Source organism: Acinetobacter sp. A47 (genome assembly GCF_000805455.1).
Lineage (GTDB): Bacteria > Pseudomonadota > Gammaproteobacteria > Pseudomonadales > Moraxellaceae > Acinetobacter.
The window spans coordinates 611,514-630,281 of sequence record NZ_JSUS01000071.1 but is presented as its reverse complement, the minus strand read 5'-3'; the positions used below and the strand labels follow the sequence as shown (position 1 = coordinate 630,281).

The 18,768-nt window shown below is 48.2% G+C and carries 18 protein-coding genes; 8 read left to right on the top strand and 10 right to left on the bottom strand.

The genetic code is table 11. From position 1 onward, the window contains the following. Window positions 1-57 precede the first annotated feature (57 nt). Entirely contained in the window at window positions 58-1,503 is a 1,446-nt protein-coding gene (locus tag OC23_RS18390; protein ID WP_038346408.1) for a PLP-dependent aminotransferase family protein, read from the top strand. Here OC23_RS18390 and ahr read toward each other — a convergent pair. The 7 genes from ahr to OC23_RS18950 form a co-directional block, all read right to left on the bottom strand. Continuing rightward, window positions 1,470-2,495, bottom strand: coding sequence for an NADPH-dependent aldehyde reductase Ahr (ahr, locus tag OC23_RS18385; protein ID WP_038346407.1), 1,026 nt, complete (start codon window positions 2,493-2,495; stop codon window positions 1,470-1,472). The genes OC23_RS18390 and ahr overlap by 34 nt on opposite strands. Window positions 2,496-2,533: 38 nt before the next feature. Next, a complete protein-coding gene (locus tag OC23_RS18380) occupies window positions 2,534-3,088 on the bottom strand; it encodes a DNA-3-methyladenine glycosylase I (protein WP_038346406.1) in 555 nt (184 codons plus the stop codon). Window positions 3,089-3,122: 34 nt separating this feature from the next. Beyond that, window positions 3,123-3,368 carry a hypothetical protein gene (locus OC23_RS18375; RefSeq protein ID WP_038346405.1) on the bottom strand — a complete coding sequence of 82 codons (246 nt, stop codon included), beginning with the start codon at window positions 3,366-3,368 and terminating at the stop codon, window positions 3,123-3,125. 9 nt (window positions 3,369-3,377) lie between these two features. Continuing rightward, the gene (locus OC23_RS18370) at window positions 3,378-3,914 is read right to left on the bottom strand and encodes a M23 family metallopeptidase (RefSeq protein WP_038346404.1); all 537 of its coding nucleotides are present in this window, start codon (window positions 3,912-3,914) and stop codon (window positions 3,378-3,380) included. A 39-nt stretch (window positions 3,915-3,953) separates the two neighbouring features. Continuing rightward, window positions 3,954-4,991 carry an A/G-specific adenine glycosylase gene (gene mutY / locus OC23_RS18365; RefSeq protein WP_038346403.1) on the bottom strand — a complete coding sequence of 346 codons (1,038 nt, stop codon included), beginning with the start codon at window positions 4,989-4,991 and terminating at the stop codon, window positions 3,954-3,956. A 225-nt stretch (window positions 4,992-5,216) separates the two neighbouring features. Then, window positions 5,217-5,954 carry a dienelactone hydrolase family protein gene (locus OC23_RS18360; RefSeq protein WP_038346402.1) on the bottom strand — a complete coding sequence of 246 codons (738 nt, stop codon included), beginning with the start codon at window positions 5,952-5,954 and terminating at the stop codon, window positions 5,217-5,219. Between the two features lie 162 nt (window positions 5,955-6,116). Next, window positions 6,117-6,275, bottom strand: coding sequence for a DUF1328 domain-containing protein (locus OC23_RS18950; protein WP_004776391.1), 159 nt, complete (start codon window positions 6,273-6,275; stop codon window positions 6,117-6,119). Window positions 6,276-6,458: 183 nt separating this feature from the next. Between OC23_RS18950 and OC23_RS18350 the strand changes: the two genes are divergently transcribed. The 7 genes from OC23_RS18350 to OC23_RS18320 all read left to right on the top strand — a co-directional run bounded on the left by OC23_RS18350 (window position 6,459) and on the right by OC23_RS18320 (window position 16,289). Further along, on the top strand, window positions 6,459-6,911 hold the full coding sequence (locus OC23_RS18350) for a YcgN family cysteine cluster protein (RefSeq protein ID WP_038346469.1): 453 nt from the start codon (window positions 6,459-6,461) through the stop codon (window positions 6,909-6,911). Window positions 6,912-7,021: 110 nt separating this feature from the next. Further along, on the top strand, window positions 7,022-8,185 hold the full coding sequence (locus OC23_RS18345; protein ID WP_038346401.1) for a PQQ-dependent sugar dehydrogenase: 1,164 nt from the start codon (window positions 7,022-7,024) through the stop codon (window positions 8,183-8,185). A gap of 24 nt (window positions 8,186-8,209) precedes the next feature. Beyond that, entirely contained in the window at window positions 8,210-9,397 is a 1,188-nt protein-coding gene (gene ampC / locus OC23_RS18340; protein WP_038346400.1) for a class C beta-lactamase, read from the top strand. 83 nt (window positions 9,398-9,480) lie between these two features. Then, window positions 9,481-10,755 (top strand): replication-associated recombination protein A, encoded by a 1,275-nt coding sequence (locus OC23_RS18335; protein ID WP_152607861.1) that lies wholly within the window; start codon window positions 9,481-9,483, stop codon window positions 10,753-10,755. Window positions 10,756-10,899: 144 nt separating this feature from the next. Then, window positions 10,900-13,158: an ATP-binding cassette domain-containing protein gene (locus tag OC23_RS18330; RefSeq protein WP_038346398.1), complete on the top strand. Its 2,259-nt coding sequence runs from the start codon at window positions 10,900-10,902 to the stop codon at window positions 13,156-13,158. A gap of 131 nt (window positions 13,159-13,289) precedes the next feature. Then, the gene (locus OC23_RS18325; RefSeq protein ID WP_038346397.1) at window positions 13,290-14,408 is read left to right on the top strand and encodes an acyltransferase family protein; all 1,119 of its coding nucleotides are present in this window, start codon (window positions 13,290-13,292) and stop codon (window positions 14,406-14,408) included. 141 nt (window positions 14,409-14,549) lie between these two features. Next, complete coding sequence (locus OC23_RS18320) at window positions 14,550-16,289, top strand: amidohydrolase (protein WP_038346396.1); 1,740 nt, start codon at window positions 14,550-14,552, stop codon at window positions 16,287-16,289. A 54-nt stretch (window positions 16,290-16,343) separates the two neighbouring features. Here the strand turns inward: OC23_RS18320 and purC are convergent, their stop codons facing one another. Genes purC through dapA form a run of 3 tightly spaced genes read right to left on the bottom strand, consistent with a single transcriptional unit; the run spans window position 16,344 to window position 18,615 of the window. Continuing rightward, window positions 16,344-17,063, bottom strand: a complete 720-nt coding sequence (gene purC, locus OC23_RS18315; RefSeq protein ID WP_038346395.1) for a phosphoribosylaminoimidazolesuccinocarboxamide synthase — start codon at window positions 17,061-17,063, stop codon at window positions 16,344-16,346. A 37-nt stretch (window positions 17,064-17,100) separates the two neighbouring features. Further along, window positions 17,101-17,706, bottom strand: coding sequence for a hypothetical protein (locus OC23_RS18310; protein WP_038346394.1), 606 nt, complete (start codon window positions 17,704-17,706; stop codon window positions 17,101-17,103). A 15-nt stretch (window positions 17,707-17,721) separates the two neighbouring features. Continuing rightward, window positions 17,722-18,615: a 4-hydroxy-tetrahydrodipicolinate synthase gene (dapA, locus tag OC23_RS18305; RefSeq protein WP_038346393.1), complete on the bottom strand. Its 894-nt coding sequence runs from the start codon at window positions 18,613-18,615 to the stop codon at window positions 17,722-17,724. Window positions 18,616-18,768: the final 153 nt, after the last annotated feature.

The following is an 18,768-nucleotide window of genomic DNA, read 5'->3' as shown; positions in this document are numbered from 1 at the left end:
TAACGGTGTTGTATAAACCATTACAGATACAGAAATTTATAAAAAAGCAGTACAGAAATGGCCTTCCAATACCAACGTCTGGCAGAACAGCTGGCGCATAAGATCTATCAACATGAATTACAGCCGCAGCAGAAGCTCAGTTCTTTAAGGGAATTTGCCCGTCAGCAGAGCATTAGCCTGAGTACGGCACAACAGTGTTATGAGTTACTGGAAGCCAAAGGACTGATTTATGTCAAAGCAAAATCGGGTTATTTTGTCAGTTCCCGGCAATACCAGAGTCCAGCACCGGAGAGTCCGGGCTTTGAGTCGGTCAGCCGGCAGGTTTCAAATTTAGATCTGCAAAACCAGATTCAGGCGGCTTCTATCCAGAACCATCTCACTCCTTTAGGAGCCATTCAGCTATCGCCGCATCTGATCCCCGTGGATGGCTTGCGCCGTTCCCTGCAACGTGCACTCAAGCACTGCCAGCCAGAAGATTTTCTGTATTGCAATAAACAGGGGCATCAGCAGCTGCGGCAGGCATTATCCGATCATTGGCGTGAAGATGGACTGTATGTTGCCAAGGAGGATATTTTTATTACCAATGGCTGCATGCCCGCGCTATCGTTGCTGATCCAGCAGCTGACCCGGCAAGGCGATAGTATCCTGATTCCCACCCCGACCTTTAACGGGCAGTTGCAAATGCTGGCCAGCCTGAAGCGCAAGATTATTGAAATTCCGGCCGACCATCGTGGCATTGATCTGGAGCGTCTAGAGTTTTTTATGCAGCAGGGCAGTGCCAAGCTGTGTCTGATGACGGCCAATTTCCAGAATCCGTTGGGCTATTGTCTCAGCAATCAGGAAAAGCAGCATATTGCCAGACTTGCCCAGCAGTATCAGTGCTTTATTCTGGAAGATGATATTTATGGAGAATGCAGTTTCCAGAAGGCGCGGCCTCTACCCATCCGGTATTGGGATCAGGAAGGCTATGTGATCTGGTGTGGATCAATGTCCAAATCGTTATCTGCGGCCTATCGTGTCGGCTGGTTCTGTCTGGGTCAACAATTACAATATTTAAGACCACAATTACTGGCCAATAACGTCGGGGTGAATACGCCCTTACAGCTCGGTCTGGCTGATTTTATTTATAGCCGGGGCTATCGCGAGCATCTCGAGCAGCTACGACCCAAGCTTATGCAGCAGGTAGAACAGTACCGGTCTTTTATTTTGGAGACATTTCAGGGGATGCCGATTGCCTTGAGCCAGTCGCAGGGCGGTTATGCCTTGTGGTTGCAACTCCCGTCAAGCATTACCGGTCTGCAACTGTATTATCTGGCGCAGGCACAGGGCATTAATATTGTGCCGGGTGAAGTGTTCGGAGAAGACCGGCGTTACCAGCATTTTCTGCGCTTAAATGCAGGCCATGCCTTAACCCGAGAAATCCGCCAGGCCATACTGCAACTGGCGGACTGGACCAGAAACAGCCTGAATCAGTCGAAGTCTGCTTTGAGCACGATGCGATAACGTGCCTGACCTGAATGCAGTCGTTCAATGGCCTCATTCAGTTGAGACATCGGGTAGAGTTCAATCTGTGGGGCAATATTTTTGCGTGCGGCAAACTGTAACAGCTGGCGCAGTGCCAAAGGGGAACCTGTAGGTGAGGAGGTGACTGATTTGGCACCACTCATCAGGCTTCCCACCGAAACCGGGATCGGTTCCAAAGTCACGCCCAGAAAATGCAGGCTGCCATTTGCTGCAAGCGTACTCAGGTAGGCTTGCCAGTTCAGGGTGACATTGACGGTACTGAGCAGAAGGTCAAACTTGCCGCGTTGAGCCTTGATCGCCTGGGCATCACGACTATTCACCACATGATCTGCGCCCATAGCCTTGAGCTCTTCGGTTTTGTCCGGACTTGAACTAAAAGCTGTAATTTCACAGCCCCAGGCCTTGAGGAGTTTAATGGCCATATGACCCAAGCCACCAATTCCAATCACCCCGACATGATGGGTGGCTTGAATTTTATGTTTCAATAACGGATCAAATACGGTAATCCCGCCACAGAGCAGTGGGCCGGCACTTTCCGGATCTAAACCTTCTGGCAGGGGAATGACCCATTGCCAGCCAGCGCGGACTTTATCGGCAAAGCCGCCGGCATGCCCGACAATGGTTGAAATCTTTTCACCGGTACACAGCACCTGATTCCCGCCAATACACGGGTCACAGGCCTGACAGGTTTCAGCGGTCCAGCCAATCCCGACACGCTGGCCGATCTGTAACCCTTTGGCTTCTGAACCGAGCGCAACAATAGTCCCAATAATTTCATGGCCGGCGACAACCGGATACACCGATGAGCGCCAGTCATTATTAATCACGGAAAGATCGGAATGGCACAGGCCACAATATTCGACCTTGACTTCAACCTGATGGGGCTGTAACTCGCCTGCATCAAACTGATAAGGAACCAACGGTTCGCCCGCCTGCATGGCGGCGTAGGCACGAATCTGGTTATTGCTCATTCGGGAAACTCCTGTTGAAGGAAAATCTATCGTTTTGGTTATTTAAAATGGCAATGATTTTCATGGTCATTGACCATACCCACCGCTTGCATAAAGGCATAGCAGGTGGTCGGGCCGACAAATTTAAAACCATGCTTTTTAAGGGTCTTGGAGAGTTTCTGGCTGGTTGCGGTCTGTGCAGGTGCCTCGCGATAATTGTTGACATCATTATGCTGGGTTTGCTGATCGACAAAGCTCCACAACCAGGCTGGAACATCGGTCACTTCATCTTTGAGTTTAAGCCAGGCAATGGCATTGTCGCGAATCGCTTTCAGCTTGCCGATATGACGGATTAAACCGCTATCACTGAGCTTGAGTTGCAGTTGATCATCGCTCAGTGCTGCAATCGCCGTGATGGGATGGTCAAAGAAATGGGCGCGGTAATGCTCGCGTTTTTTCAGCACCGTGATCCAAGACAGCCCCGCTTGCTGACCTTCCAGACACAGCATTTCAAACAGCTGCGCTTCATCGTGTTGGGGCTTGCCCCATTCCTGATCATGGTAAGCCATATAGAGAGGATCATCGGAGCACCAGCCACAGCGTTGAGTTGACATATCGGGTGCTCCTTATTGTTATGGGTACGAATAATTAAAGTTTGAATGCCACCCACTCATTTGGGCGTGTATCCCAATAATACAGTTCTGCACGGTTTAAATCAGCAAATTTAAGCCAGAAGTCTTTTCCCGATTTATCGGCAAAGCCTGTACTGATGAGTAAGGCATCTTCACTAATTTCCATGATCCAGCCTTGGTAGCTGGTACCATCCAGAATGATTTTTTGCTGGTTACCTGACTCTGCAAACTCAACCAGACGTTCAATCAATGCTTCAGACATTGTAGCTTCCTAACGTAAATACGGGTATGGATTGACTGCTCCACGCCCTTTGCCATTTAAATAAATTCCATAATGTAAATGTGGCGCGGTGTAACGTGCATTACCGGTGTTGCCCACATAGCCGATCAGGTCGCCTTTACGGACATAATCTCCAACATTGAGCCCGCGTTTATGGCCGTCAAGGTGGGCATAATAATGCCATGAACCTGCCGGGCCAATAATCCAGATGACCTTGCCGCCTAAATTATTATTACGCAAATCAGCAACTAAGCCTTCGGTTGCACTATACACCCTGGTGCCACGCTCTGCCATGATATCTATGCCTTCATGGCTACGTCCCTGACTGCGGGCAGCGCCCCAGGTATCTTTTAGCTCATTGCGGCTGACACCCTTGACCGGAACAGGCAAGCGGCTGTCCAGACGCATGTTTTTCAGTTTATTGACCTGTGCCGGAGGCAACGGTGTCGGTTTTTTGGGCGCTGTGGCACATGCTGAAATTAAAAGAATGAATACACCCAGCAGCGTATAAGAAATCGGATGGCGCACAAAAACTCCTTATCTTTTGAGATACAGCATCGAGGAGATTTAAGCTTTTTGCTTTGCTGTAATCAGTTTTTTCATCGCCGTAGGTATTCCCTTGGCAATTGCTGTTTCAGGACTTAGCCATACGCCATTGAGCTCGATACCGAGCTGTTCTTTCTGGTCGTGTTCCACGTGGAACAGCCGCTCATTCAGTAACCAGGTGAAGTGGGTAAAGCTATGGCTAATCTGCAAGGATGATACTTGAGCTTGCAGGTTAAAGTGCTGTTCAATCTGTTGTAATTCGGTTGCCTGTTCAATGATGGGCAGACAATACAAGCCTCCCCACAACCCGTGTGCCTCACGCTGCTGCCATAGCCATTCATCTCCCGACTGGATCAGCAGGATGCTGGCCGTTTTGACCGGCACCGGTTTCTTGGCTTTCTTAAAAGGGAGTTCCTGTTCCAGACCTTGCTGGTATGCCTGACAATGCTGTTGCATCGGGCAATAGAGACATAGCGGTTTTTTCGGGGTACACACCGTCGCCCCCAGATCCATGATTGCCTGTGTGTAATCATGGTTGCGCTCTTTGGGACAAAGTTGTTCGGCAATCTGCCACAGGGCCCGTTCATGTTGAGGCTTGGAGAGATCATCTTCAATGGCAAAAAAACGCGCCAGAACACGTTTGACATTGCCATCCATAATCACGCCGTACTGGCGCAGGCCGAGTGACATCAGTGCTCCGGCGGTTGAGCGGCCAATGCCCGGAAGTTCTATCCATTGTTCCAGCGTTTCGGGAAATTTGCCTTGCTGGCTGACGATTCCCGCCGCTTTATGCAGGTTGCGTGCCCGGGCGTAGTAACCGAGGCCAGCCCAGTAGGGGGCGACGTCATCCCAGCTGGCTTGTCCCAGACTTTCCACGGTTGGAAAGCGCTCGATAAAACGGTCGAAATATTGCAGGACCGTTTTGACCTGAGTCTGTTGCAGCATGATTTCCGAGACCCAGACCTTATAAGGATCATCGGCGACCTGCCAAGGTAAGTCGTGGCGCCCGTGTTGGTCGTACCAGTGAAGCAGTGCATCAGAAAATGAGAAATCAGGCATGAATCAGGTCAGTAAAAAGCAGGACTGTAGTATAGCGGAAATGGGACTTTTTTGCGGCGTTAAAATTCTGTTGAAACATAAACCGTGTAGAGACAGTAAAGCATTTCAAACTTGTATTAAATTTCAGTCATTATTGTTTTTGGTTAGGCGGCATCAATGCCGCCTTTACACTGGTAAGTGTTTACTCAAGTTACTTCATAGCAGATAAAAGCGGATGGTTTCTGATTATTTCAGATGCTTGTCCAACAGCTCATACATCGCTTCCAGCCCCTGGCGCTCTGCTTCTGCGTTATAGCCCAGGTCAACATTGTTGGCTTTGGCACGTTCATCGGCCAGCGGGTTACTAAAGCCATGCTTGGCATCTTCAAAAATAATCACCTCATGGTCGACTCCGGCATCATGCATTTCCTGACGGAAGCTGGCTACGTCATCCAGCGTTACCATACTGTCCAGTTCACCATGCAGAACCAGAATCTCAGCCTTGACCTGACCTTTTTCAGCAGGGGCTTTTGGACTCAACACGGCATGAAAGGTGGCCACGGCTTCAATCGCTGCACCAGAGCGCGCCAGATCCAGCACGACTTTTCCGCCATAACAGAAACCGATCGCAGCCAGCTTTTCCGCATTGACCTCAGGTTGGGCTGCTACAGTCTGCAGGCCTGCCTGAGCACGGTCTACAATCGTGTCTGGCTGTTCAAAGGTCTGGTTCATCCACGCTGAGGCCTGTGGTACAGCCGTTGTGACTCTCTTGTCGCCATACATATCAATGGCCAGTGCAGCAAAACCATGCGCTGCCAGCTCACGTGCGCGTTGTTCGGTATAGTCATTACGGCCCCACCATTCTGGTGCCACAATCACTCCGGCAACAGGTTGGTCGGTGACCGGCGCTGCAAAATAACCAATCAAGCGCTGGCCATCCGGAGCAGTGTATTCAATTTCACGCGTGTTGATTGTAAAGCTCATTCTCTAATCCTGATCTGTATTTTTAGCCTGCCTTGATTAAAGCATAAAAAAGCAAAAATGAAGATATTGTCAAACATGAAAAGCGGCTGTCTGGCGTTGGTTCCGACATAAAAAAAGAAGAATACAGGATTCTTCTTTTTTTTCTTGAGTCGGGTTCAATCCTTAGACTTTACCTCTGGAGATAAAACCAACGATTGCCAGAATCACCGCGACAACCAGCAAGATGACCGCGAAATCTTTGGATAAACCCGCAACCCCACCAAAACCTAATAAACTGGCAATGAGTGCGATTACAGCAAAAATAATGGCCCAACGGAACATGTCGTGTCCTCCTAATTTTTCGTTATGCTTTCACTATAACGTGCGTTTTTTAAGCGGAGTGTGGCGTTTCTGTGGTTCAAATGTTTAATACTTAACAAAGTGTTAAATCAAAAACCAGATTACCGTAAAGAGACCGGGCAGCAATGTTATAATACAAACCCGCCTGAACTTGAAACCACTGGTATGTCCATCGAACTGCGCCCCAACTTCTGGAAACACTATTCGCTCGATCAGCTCAATACGGCTGAGTGGGAGGCTTTGTGTGACGGTTGCGGTTTGTGCTGCCTAATCAAACTTGAAGACGAAGAGACCGCCGAAGTAGCATATACCAAAGTGGCCTGCAAATTACTGGACTGTAAAACGGCGCGCTGTTCTGATTACGCGCACCGCCAGCAACAGGTTCCCGATTGTATCCAGCTGACCCCCGAGCGGCTTGGCACAATTTCATGGTTACCGCCGAGCTGTGCTTACCGGCGCTTGAGTGAAGGCAAGAACTTGCCCTCATGGCATTACCTAAATACCGGTTCGCGCCAGAGTGTGATCCGGGCCAAAAAATCTGCTGCCGGACGCTGTATTTCAGAAAGCGAGATCGATGAAGAGCAGATCGAAGACTATATTGTGCGTTGGGTCCGCTAAGGCCAGCATTATGCTGGTATTTAATCCCGGCTTTGCATAAAACAACATTTTTACCGTATTCTGATCGGTGTATCTCCGTAAGATAAGTCTTATAAACAGGGAGATAGACAATGAATAAATTACTCGTAACACCCTTGATGTGTAGCAGCTTTTTATTTTTGTTGGCCTGCAACCCGAACCCTGCCAATTCTAAAGCACCTGAACAAAATGCAGGACAACACGCTTCCAGCAGTACGGTCAGACAGGACTATCGCCTCCAGAGCGTAGCGACATTTGATCAGCCTTGGGCAATGACCAGCTTGCCAGACCAGCGTTTACTGATTACAGAACGTAAAGGACAATTAAAATTATTTGATCCTGCAACCCGAACCAGCCTGAATGTTTCAGGCGTTCCTGCGGTGAGTTATGGCGGGCAGGGTGGCCTTGGCGATGTGGTATTGCATCCCGATTTCCAGAACAATCACTGGCTCTATTTGAGTTATGCCAGCAAGGGACAAGGTGGATACGGCGCGGTGATTGCGCGTGCCAAACTGGATTTATCCAGTCCGCAGCAACCTAAACTGACCGGGGTAAAAACCATCTGGCAGCAAGTGCCGAAGGTCTCGGGGCAAGGGCATTATGCACACCGGATGCTGTTTGGGACCGATGGAAAGTTGTGGGTCAGCTCAGGGGAGCGACAAAAGTTTGACCCGGCTCAGGATCTCAACACCAATCTGGGCAAAATTTTGCGCCTGAATGATGATGGTCGCCCTGCAGAGGGGAATCCATTTCAACAGCAAGACGGTGTGTCTGCCGAAATCTGGTCTCTGGGCCACCGTAATCCACTCGGCATGGCTTTTGATGAGAAAGGACAACTCTGGGTGGTCGAAATGGGACCTAAAGGCGGCGATGAGCTGAACCTGATCCTGAAAGGGGCCAACTATGGATATCCGATAGTGTCTAATGGTGACCATTATTCAGGTTTGCCAATTCCTGACCACAGTACCCGTCCCGAATTTAAAGCCCCGGCAATTGACTGGACACCGGTGATTTCTCCGTCCAGCCTGATCATTTATTCGGGACAGCAGCTCCCTTTATGGCAACATAAGGCCCTGATTGGGGGCTTGTCTTCCAAAGCGATTGTGGTGGTAGACTTGAAAGCACAACCTGTAACCGAGATTCAGCGACTGGATATGCAGCAGCGGGTTCGGGGACTACACCAGGCGCAGGACGGGACGATCTGGGTCATGGAGGATGGTTCGCAAGCCCGATTATTAAAACTCAGTGCCCCTTAAAACTAACTTGAAGTGAAATGATTCATGCAAAATACACAATCTTTTTCTGGACCTGTTAAACAATTACTGATGCTGGCAGGACTGATCTCTTGCAGTATGCCGCTTTGGGCACAACCATTGAGCGAACAGCAGGTCAAGGAGATGGTTGACCAGCAATTTAAACCGCTATTGCAACGCTACAACGTTCCGGGAATGGCGGTTGGCATCACCCTGAATGGACAGCATTATTTTGTTAATTATGGGGTGGCCTCGAAACAGAGCCAGCAGCCGGTTCGCAACAATACCTTATTTGAACTTGGCTCGGTCAGCAAAACCTTCAATGCAACCTTGGCAGGCTATGCACAGGCACAAGGCCAGCTTTCCTTGGCTGATCATCCTGCCCAATATTTTCCGGAACTGAAAAATAGTGCAGTGAACCGTGCCAGCCTATTGAATCTGGGCACCTACACGGCAGGCGGTTTTCCGTTGCAGTTCCCTGATAATGTGGTTCAGCAGCAGGATATGCTCAAGTATTTTCAGACATGGCAGCCGAAGACCGCAATCGGTGCGGCCCGTCAATATTCCAACCCGAGTATCGGCTTGATGGGCCATGTCACGGCCTTGGCAATGAAAAAGCCCTATACCGAATTGCTGGAGCAAACACTTTTTCCGCAGTTAGGCCTGAAGCAGAGTTTCATTCAGGTACCTGAGCAACAGATGCCGGACTATGCCTGGGGATATAAAGCCGATCAGGCCATGCGTGTTTCTCCGGGCATGTTTGATGCCGAAGCTTATGGCGTGAAAAGTAGCAGCGCAGACATGCTGAAATTTGTGGATGCACAAATCAACCCGCAACAGTTGCCGCAACCCCTGCGTAAAGCCATTGAAAATACCCATGTGGGTTATTTTAAAGTCGGCGCGATGACACAGGGGCTGGGGTGGGAGCAATATGCCTATCCGGCGAAATTGGAAACCCTGTTACAGGGTAATTCCAGCAAAATGGCCCTGGAAAGTCATGCAGTCACCCCGATCCGGCAGCCGCAAGTTGCGCCGGCAGCAACATTCTTTAATAAAACCGGAGCGACCAACGGTTTTAGTGCTTACGTGGCTTTTATTCCTCAGCAAAAGATCGGGATTGTGATGTTGGCCAATACCAATTTTCCCAATGAAGAACGGATTAAGGCCAGCTATCAGGTGATCCAGCAGCTGCTTCAGCACAACAGTGCGCGATAGAATGACGCAGTGTGTGCAGATTCAAATTGTAGATTTGTGCCAGACACAATAGACTAGGATAAAACAGCATAAAGCCATTGATGATGTCAGATACGCATATTCCTTTACCTGAACGTTTACGTCCTCGTGATTTGTCAGAAATTATCGGACAAGATCATTTGCTGGGCGAAAATGCACCTTTACGCCAGATGATCGATCAGGGGCATTTGCCTTCGGTGATTTTCTGGGGCCCGCCCGGGGTAGGGAAAACCACAATTGCATTATTACTGGCGCAAGCGGTAGACCGTCCTTTTGTGAGCCTGTCTGCACTCAATACCGGCGTGAAAGAGCTACGGGAAGTGATTGCCGAAAGTGGTGACCTGTTGACGCCTGTGGTGTTTATCGACGAGATTCATCGCTTCAACAAGTCGCAGCAAGATGCCCTGCTCAATGCCGTTGAGAAAGGCAAAATCACCTTGATTGGCGCGACCACGGAGAATCCGTCCTTTGAGGTAAACAGTGCCTTGCTATCGCGCTGTCAGGTCTACACCCTGAACAGTCTGGATGCCGATGCAATCCAGACTTTGCTGAATAAGGCGCTTCAAACCGATAAGTTTTTAAAAGAACGTTTTATTCATATTGAAGAATATGATGCGCTGATCCAGTTTGCAGCGGGTGACGCGCGCAAGGCCTTGAACCTGATTGACCTGATCGCCAGTACTTTTGAGCCTGACGTGGAAAACATGGTTACCAATGCGATTGTGGTCAAGGTGGCGCAGCAGAATATTGCCCGCTATGACAAATCCGGCGAGCAGCATTACGATCTGGTATCGGCCTTTATCAAGTCCATCCGCGGCAGCGATCCGGATGCCACGCTGTACTGGATGGCGCGGATGCTGAAAGGTGGTGAAGATCCGGTGTTTATCGCACGCCGTATGCTGATTGCAGCATCGGAAGATATTGGTAACTCCAATCCCAATGCCCTGTTACTGGCGGGTGAATGTTTCCGGTCGGTGCAGGCGGTGGGTATGCCGGAAGCACGGATTATTTTGGGACAATGTGCGGTCTATCTGGCGACCAGTCCGAAAAGTAACAGTACTTATCTGGCAATTAACCGGGCTTTGGAGCTTGCTGAAAAAACGGCGAACCTGCCTGTGCCTTTACATTTGCGTAATGCACCGACCAAGCTGATGAAACAGCAGGGTTACGGAGCCGATTATCTGTATCCGCATAATTATCCTGAACATTTTGTACGACAGGAATACCTGCCCCCTGAGTTACGTGGCACCAGACTGTATGAGCGGGCCTTAAACAAGCGTGAGGTAGAGGCTGAGCGGTTGCAGCAGCGTCGATGGCAGCAGGAACAGCAGCAGTCATAACATCTTCCAGTCCTGTAATATGGCGGATAGCGCACAAGTCCGATATCCGCTCATTACATCAATTTCATTTATCAATAAAAACAGCTACATCTCTGTCATTCTTTTTGGCTTATCGTGGTTTTAAAGGGTACAGCGAGACGGCAGATGAGCAGCAGAACAATCAATATTTACGGCGCGCGGCAAAACAATCTTAAAAATATTTCATTAAGCATCCCCAAAAATAAAATCGTTGTGTTCACCGGTGTTTCAGGTTCAGGTAAATCTTCACTGGTGTTTGAAACCATTGGCGCCGAAGCGCAACGGCAAATTAATGAAACACAGGACAGTTTTGTGCGTAACCGTTTGCAGCACTTTGGTGTGGCGGATGTCGACAAAATTGAAAACCTGAATGTACCGGTAATCATTAACCAGAAACCCCTGACCGGAAATATCCGCTCAACCATCGCCACCATTACCGATATATATGCCAATTTAAGGTTGCTGTTTTCACGCATGGGGGAGCCTTTTGTTGGCTATTCACATGTTTTTTCATTTAATCATCCCAATGGCATGTGTCCGCAATGCGACGGGATTGGATTGCAACAGACCATTGATATTGATCAGATTCTGGATCTGGAAAAATCGCTCAATGAAGGGCCAATCAATTTTCCGACCTATCAGCCCCATGCCTGGCGCTGGACCCGTTATGCCGACTCGGGCTATTTTGATCTGGACAAAAAGCTTAAGGATTATAATGCCGAAGAGTGGGAGCTGTTGTTAAATGCAGCGCAGCATAAACCGCGCCATCCGCGCAAGAACTGGAGAAAAACCGCCTTATATGAAGGCCTGATTCCACGGTTTGAACGTAATTTTTTAAAAGGTGAAGCCCAGGAGCGCAACCGTTACCGTACGCTTTTAGACAAGATCATTACCGTTGAAAAATGCAGCCTCTGTCACGGGCAACGTCTGAATCAGACCTCACTGAGCTGTAAAATACAGGGTAAAAATATTTCCGACTGCACGGCGTTGTCGGTGACTCAATTACTGGACTTTATCGAATCGATCGGGAATGACAGGCTGGAGACGGTGTTACATGAAATTCGCAATAAACTGCATAATTTAAATCTGGTTGGACTCAGTTATCTGACACTGGACCGGGTCAGTAATACCCTGTCCGGGGGCGAGTCGCAACGGATCAAAATGGTCAAACATCTGGGCAACAGTCTGGTCGACCTGCTCTATATTTTCGATGAGCCGAGCATCGGCCTGCATCCCAAAGATCTGGACAATATCATCCAGATCATCCAAAAAATCAGGGACAAGGGCAATACTGTACTGTTGGTGGAACATGATCCGGACCTGATCCGGATTGCAGATCAGGTGATCGATATAGGGCCTTGTTCCGGAAAAAACGGGGGCGAAGTGATTTATCAGGGCAGTTTTGCCGGGCTGAAAAATTCCTCCGGTTTAACCGGACAGTTTTTCCAGCGTCCTCATGGCTATAAACAGGTGCCCCGCAGTAGCCCGGAAACAATCTCCATCAAAAATGCGCGATGCTTTAACCTGAAAAATATCTCTGTCGAGATTCCCAAGCATTGCCTGACCGTGGTGACCGGTGTTGCCGGCTCGGGCAAAAGCACGCTGATGCGCAAAGTGTTGCCACAACAGTATCCGGAAGTGAAAATTATTGATCAATCTGCCATCAGTGCAAATCACAGGTCAAATCTGCTGACCTATCTGGATTTGCTGGACAGTATCCGCCAGCTTTATGCACAACATAATCAGGTGAGTCCGAAACTGTTTAGTTTTAACAGTGAAGGGGCCTGCCCGCAGTGTAAAGGTTCAGGCATCGAGAAAATCGAGCTGGCTTTTCTGGACGATGTCGAGCTGGTCTGCGAGCTATGTCACGGTTCCGGTTATGCGGTGCAGGTACTGGATTATCTGTATAAAGACAAGAATATTGCCGAAGCCCTAAAACTGACGGTGGCAGAGGCGTATGAATTTTTTGAGGTCGCTAAATTAAGGCAACAGTTTAATATCCTGATGGATTTGGGGCTGGACTATATTGCGATTGGCCAGCGCCTGAATACTTTTTCCGGTGGAGAACGGCAGCGCCTGAAGCTCTCCCGGGAGCTGAATGAAAATGATCATATATTTGTACTGGACGAACCCAGTTCAGGTCTGCATCCCTCTGATACAGTTAAACTGATCCGGTTGTTAAACCGGCTGGTTGATCAGGGCAATACGGTTATCGTGATTGAGCATAATCTGGATATCATGACTCAGGCTGACTGGATTGTTGATATCGGGCCACTGGCTGGGGAACAGGGGGGCGAACTGATGTTTGCCGGCCCGCTTAGCCAGTTTATTGCGCACACCGGATCTTATACGGCGCATTATCTAAGACGCTATTTAAATCGTTAAATACCAGACCGGGAACAGGGCAGGACAGGCAAGGGCTTATGACTGGTCATGATATTTTTGTAAGTGGGCACTGGACACCTGACTGAAAAAATCGCATCATCCCCGCTGATCAAGGATGATAAAGCACCCCTATGACCACAAACAAAATTAATGCAGCGGAAAGTATCCGGGGCTTGGCATGTCTCGCCGTTGTGTTGTCACATCTGTCGTTGACCTTTTTTCCGCAAATGCATAATTTTGGCTGGAGCAAGGTTCCCGGATATCCTGTTTTTGCACAGTTGCATCACTCTCCGCTGGCCTTTTTTTATTCAGGCACCGGCGCGGTGTTTGTGTTTTTTGTTTTAAGCGGTTTTGTGCTGACCTTATCCAGTTTTAAAAAACACAATACCGCAGCACAACTGAAAAAATCACTGGTCAAGCGCTATCCCAGATTGGCGATTCCGGCGTTTGTCTCATGTATTGTGGCCTATCTGGTCTGTTTCGTGCCTGTTGATGTCTCGCATGTTTCAGAATGGGGAGCGGCTTTGGCCAATCCTCATCCCCAGCTGACCACGGCACTTTATGAGGGCAGTATCGGGGCATTTCTGTTTGGAGATTCAAGCTACAACTGGGTCCTGTGGACCATGCAAATTGAATTGCTTGGCTCATTGGTGATTTATCTGGCCTGTTATCTGTATGGCAAACAGCCCCTTGTATCTGGCCTCTTTTTGCTAATCAGTATTGCCGCCGCTTCCATGATTTCGCAAACCGTATTGCTTGGCATACTCAGCTTTATCCTGGGAATGGGGCTATTTCTATATGCGGCAGAGTTAGGCACGGCCCTGTCTATCCTGTTGTTCTTGTCAGGACTGTACTTTTGCGGGGCACATAATAGTAGCTTGAGCTATCAGTTTTTTACGGCATTCCTTGGCGAACAGACCTATGATTATTTAAATTTTCTCGGCGGTTTTCTGGTGGTCTATGCGGTATTAAAAGGCAAATGGCTGGCCCGGTGTTTTGACCGGCATGTTCTGGTGTTTCTGGGCAAAGTGTCTTTTTCAATTTATCTGATTCACCTAGCGATCCTGTATGCGCTGGGGATTCCATTCTTTAATCTTTTACATGTGCAGCTGGCATTGTCCTATGTCAATGCAGGTTTGCTGGCGAGCCTGTTTACCCTGTCGGTCAGTATCGTGCTGGCGCAGTTATATAGCCATTATGTTGATGATGCCGCAATCAAGCTCTCAAACAAACTGGCAAAATTATTTTAGTCTTTAGAGCCCAATCAGATTCTGTGGGGTAGCACATAAAAAATTGAACAAACATTACAAAAATACTCAGTGAATGCTTTCTATTCGGCCCGGAATCAGCTTTAATCAGAAAAGGCATAATAAAAATATGGGTTTAAAAATATGAACCGTAACCATCTGCGTCAATGTGCATGGGTCACTTCTTTTTCGATTGTGCTATCTGGCTGTGCAATGTCTTCCATCCCCGTCAGTTCCAGTGAAAAACTGTTTTATGGTGGCCCGATTCTGACCATGTCGGGCAATACACCTGAATATGCAGAGGCGCTGTTAGTCAAAGATGGAAAAATCCGTTTTGTGGGTTCCAGACAGCAGGCCCAACGTTTGGCGGATAAAACCGTTCAATCGATTGATCTAAAAAATAAAATATTGCTGCCCGGCTTTATCGATGCGCATAGCCATGTGAATATGGTGGGTTTCCACCAGATGGTTGCCAATCTGTATCCGGAGCCCGATGGACAGGTCTCGGATATCAATTCACTGGTGAATGTATTGAAGCAATGGATAGCCCAGAATCCGGCTGTGATTAAAAGCATGGGCGGCTGGATTTTGGGCAATGGCTATGATGACGCACAACTCAATGAAAAAAGACATCCTACCGCAGCCGATCTCGATCGCGTCTCAACCGGGCAGCCGGTGATGATTCTGCATCAATCCGGACATCTGGCTTCTGTGAATCATAAAGCCCTTGAATTGCTGAAGATTGATCAGAACACGCCGAATCCAGCGGGTGGGGTGATTCGCCGTGAAGACCATTCAAATATTCCAAATGGCGTGTTAGAAGAATCCGCTTTATTTAGCGCCATTGGCTCAATTTTTAAAGATGTCCCTCCAGCGGTGATGCTGCAGATTGCACAAAAAGGCATAGATGCCTATGTGAAAAATGGTTTTACCACCGTGCAGGAAGGACGGGCAGATCAGGGCACGACCGAGATGTGGCATGCCTTAGCCAAACAGAATCGGCTGCCGATTGATGTGGTGTCTTATCCGGATATTACCACCAGTAAGGACTACATGCTCAAACAGGGCAGCAGTCATCACTATGACCAGCATTTCCGTATTGGTGGGGTGAAAATCAGTCTGGACGGTTCACCTCAGGGCAAAACCGCATGGCTAACTCAACCCTATGTCGTGCCACCCGAAGGCAAGGATAAAAGCTACAAAGGCTATGCGGCAATCAGTAATGATCAACAGGTGAAGGACTATATCAATTTAGCCTTTAAGCAAGGCTGGCAGGTGCTTGCCCATGCCAATGGTGATGCCGCAATTGACCAGTTTATTGCAGCGGTAAAAGATGCGACCGAGAAGCAAGGTAAAGCCGATCGACGCAGTGTACTGATCCATTCGCAAACCATCCGTGATGATCAGCTGGATCAGCTGAAGGCCCTGGATATTATTCCTTCCTTTTTCTCGTTGCATACTTTTTATTGGGGAGACTGGCATCGTCAGCAAACCTTAGGTGAAAACAGGGCTGCACATATTTCACCAACCGCAACAGCTTTAAAAAAGCATCTGATCTTTACCGAACATCATGATGCACCTGTGGTACCACCCAGCAGTATGATGATGCTCGATGCGACGGTAAACCGGGTCACACGGAGTAATTATGTATTGGGTGCAAATGAACGGGTCAGCCCTTATCTGGCGCTGAAGTCCATGACGGACTGGGCTGCCTACCAATACTTTGAAGAGCAGCACAAGGGAACATTAGCCTCAGGTAAACTGGCAGATCTGGTGATTCTGGATCAGAATCCGCTGACGATTCCAGACCGCGAGATTAAAAACATCAAGGTGATGGCGACCTATAAAGAAGGTCAGCTGATTTATCAGGCTTCAAAAAATTAAAGATAAAAAAACCGAGCCATTGAGCTCGGTTTTTTGATGCGATCTAAGCTAGGCTTAGATATCGTCCAGGTTAATGCCTAAACGTGCTGCAACTTCTTCATAGGCTTCAACCACACCACCTAAACCTTGGCGGAAACGGTCTTTATCCAGTTTTTTCTTGGTGTCTTTGTCCCATAAACGGCAGCCGTCTGGAGAGAATTCATCACCCAGTACGATACGGTCGTGGAACACACCGAATTCAAGTTTGAAATCGACCAGAATCATATTACCCGCATCGAATAATGCCTTCAGTACATCATTGACCTGGTAAGTCAGTTCTTTCATTTTTTCAAGCTGTGCAGCAGTCGCCCAACCTAAAGCAATCGCTTGAGACTCATTCACCATTGGATCACCAAGCGCGTCATCCTTGAAGAACAATTCAAACGTTGGTGGGGTGAGTTCCTTACCTTCTTCAACGCCCAAACGACGGCAAAGAGAGCCGGCAGCATAGTTACGAATGACACATTCAACCGGAATCATCTGAAGTTTTTTAACCAATACCTCAGTTGGTGAAAGCAGTTTTTCAAAATGCGTTTCGATACCCGCTTCAGCCAGTTTATCCATGATGAAGGCGTTAAAACGGTTGTTGACCTTGCCCTTACGATCGAGTTGCTCGATTTTTTCGCCATTGAATGCCGAGGCATCATCACGGAAGACTAAAATCAGGTGATCAGCGTTATCTGTTTCATATACAGATTTTGCTTTACCAGTATAGAGCAAGGTTTGTTTTAACATGAGGGAACCTTTTGAAAAAAAAATGCCTAGTAAACGACTAGGCTGGCCAGTTTTGGTAAATCTGGGCTAACACTTCAGTTGCAACCGCAGGGTCTGCAAAGGTCGTGTCAAGTTTAAAAAGAGCAATGGTATTGTTTGAACCAACAGCTGAAAGCTTCAACAGGTAATTCTGGTCACCCACCTTAATCGTGGCTTCATAGCCATGATCAGCTTGTGAGATCACCTTGTAATTCAGGCTGCTGAGCGTTGCAAAGGTATATTGCCAAGCGGTTGCGGTTGGTCCTTCCACCTTGAGTAACGGGTTCTTGTTGCCATCCATTACCAGCTGTGGGCGGCCTAAGCTGCTGACCGTTGCGGTTGTTGCTGTATTGGCTGCAGCCTGCATGGCCTCAGGGCGAGGCAGGGCATAACGGGTACCCGCTTTGTTTTCAAATGTCGGTGCATGTTCAATTGCAAGCGGATCAACCGTTGGTGCCGGATACAATGGCGTAAATGGTCTTACCGTCGCATTGTCAGGAAACTTGAGTGGTTCAAGCGCTTGCGCTTTTTTATAATCTAAAGAATGATTATTGAGGGCAAAACGACCACAACCAGCCAAACTTAAAGCTGAAATGACTAGGACAACACCAAGACGTAATTGCATCATAAATTGCTCGTATTAAATAATTCCCGCAGTTTTTAAATCTGTGCGGAGCGGTTCACGATATTGTTCTGCTAGAGCGGTGAGTGGCAGGCGTAAACCTGTACTGATATATCCCATCTCATGCAATGCCCATTTCACAGGAATTGGGTTTGATTCGCAAAACAAAATATTGTGTAGATTTGCAATTTTCTGATTCAGACTTTGCGCTTTTGCCTGATCGCCTGCCAGAGCAGCTTCGCAAACTTCGCTCATCTGTTTCGGGGCAACATTGGCTGTAACCGAGATGTTACCTTGTGCACCCAGTAACATCAATTCCCAGGCGGTTTCATCATCACCCGAGTAAACCGCGATTTTACCGTTCAGGCCTTCGATAAGCGCCTGACCACGAGGCACATCACCAGTTGCATCTTTAATGCCGACAATGTTCGGGATTTCAGCAAGACGAATGACGGTTTCATTTTGCATGTCCACACCGGTACGGCCTGGGACATTGTATAGGATCTGAGGAATATCAACGGCTTCAGCAATTGCCTTGTAGTGCTGATATAAGCCTTCCTGGGTCGGTTTATTATAATATGGCGTAACCAGCAAAGCAGCATCTGCACCCAGCTCTTTTGCTGCTTTGGTGAGCTCGATTGCTTCACGGGTTGAATTTGCACCTGTACCCGCAATAATCGGGATGCGTTTATTGGCTACACGAATCACTTCTTTGATGACTTGTGTGTGTTCTTCCATGCTTAATGTCGAAGCTTCGCCCGTTGTGCCAACAGCAACAATGCTATGTGTACCTTGTTGGATGTGCCACTCAACGAGCTTCTCAAGGCTCTTCCAATCTACGCGACCATCTTCAAACATTGGGGTGACGAGTGCGACAATTGAGCCTTGAATATTCTGTGCTAGCTGAGTCATTTTAAAAAACTATCCTATTTTCCCATCCGAGATTGAAGTAGTTGAAACGAAATATTGGATGGTTGCAGTATTTTGATTCGTCGTCCAAGAATGAATTCGATTGAATGACAATTATGCAAATTATGACTGATCAGCGGCATAAGAACAATATGC

Coding starts and splice junctions, on each gene's coding strand:
- OC23_RS18345 (WP_038346401.1), top strand. CDS start 7,022: ATGAATAAATTACTCGTAACACCCTTGATGTGTAGCAGCTTTTTATTT.
- purC (WP_038346395.1), bottom strand. CDS start 17,063: ATGTTAAAACAAACCTTGCTCTATACTGGTAAAGCAAAATCTGTATAT.
- OC23_RS18310 (WP_038346394.1), bottom strand. CDS start 17,706: ATGCAATTACGTCTTGGTGTTGTCCTAGTCATTTCAGCTTTAAGTTTG.
- OC23_RS18320 (WP_038346396.1), top strand. CDS start 14,550: ATGAACCGTAACCATCTGCGTCAATGTGCATGGGTCACTTCTTTTTCG.
- OC23_RS18390 (WP_038346408.1), top strand. CDS start 58: ATGGCCTTCCAATACCAACGTCTGGCAGAACAGCTGGCGCATAAGATC.
- OC23_RS18350 (WP_038346469.1), top strand. CDS start 6,459: ATGTCCATCGAACTGCGCCCCAACTTCTGGAAACACTATTCGCTCGAT.
- OC23_RS18375 (WP_038346405.1), bottom strand. CDS start 3,368: ATGTCTGAAGCATTGATTGAACGTCTGGTTGAGTTTGCAGAGTCAGGT.
- OC23_RS18950 (WP_004776391.1), bottom strand. CDS start 6,275: ATGTTCCGTTGGGCCATTATTTTTGCTGTAATCGCACTCATTGCCAGT.
- mutY (WP_038346403.1), bottom strand. CDS start 4,991: ATGCCTGATTTCTCATTTTCTGATGCACTGCTTCACTGGTACGACCAA.
- OC23_RS18325 (WP_038346397.1), top strand. CDS start 13,290: ATGACCACAAACAAAATTAATGCAGCGGAAAGTATCCGGGGCTTGGCA.
- OC23_RS18335 (WP_152607861.1), top strand. CDS start 9,481: ATGTCAGATACGCATATTCCTTTACCTGAACGTTTACGTCCTCGTGAT.
- ampC (WP_038346400.1), top strand. CDS start 8,210: ATGCAAAATACACAATCTTTTTCTGGACCTGTTAAACAATTACTGATG.
- ahr (WP_038346407.1), bottom strand. CDS start 2,495: ATGAGCAATAACCAGATTCGTGCCTACGCCGCCATGCAGGCGGGCGAA.
- OC23_RS18330 (WP_038346398.1), top strand. CDS start 10,900: ATGAGCAGCAGAACAATCAATATTTACGGCGCGCGGCAAAACAATCTT.
- OC23_RS18380 (WP_038346406.1), bottom strand. CDS start 3,088: ATGTCAACTCAACGCTGTGGCTGGTGCTCCGATGATCCTCTCTATATG.
- dapA (WP_038346393.1), bottom strand. CDS start 18,615: ATGACTCAGCTAGCACAGAATATTCAAGGCTCAATTGTCGCACTCGTC.
- OC23_RS18360 (WP_038346402.1), bottom strand. CDS start 5,954: ATGAGCTTTACAATCAACACGCGTGAAATTGAATACACTGCTCCGGAT.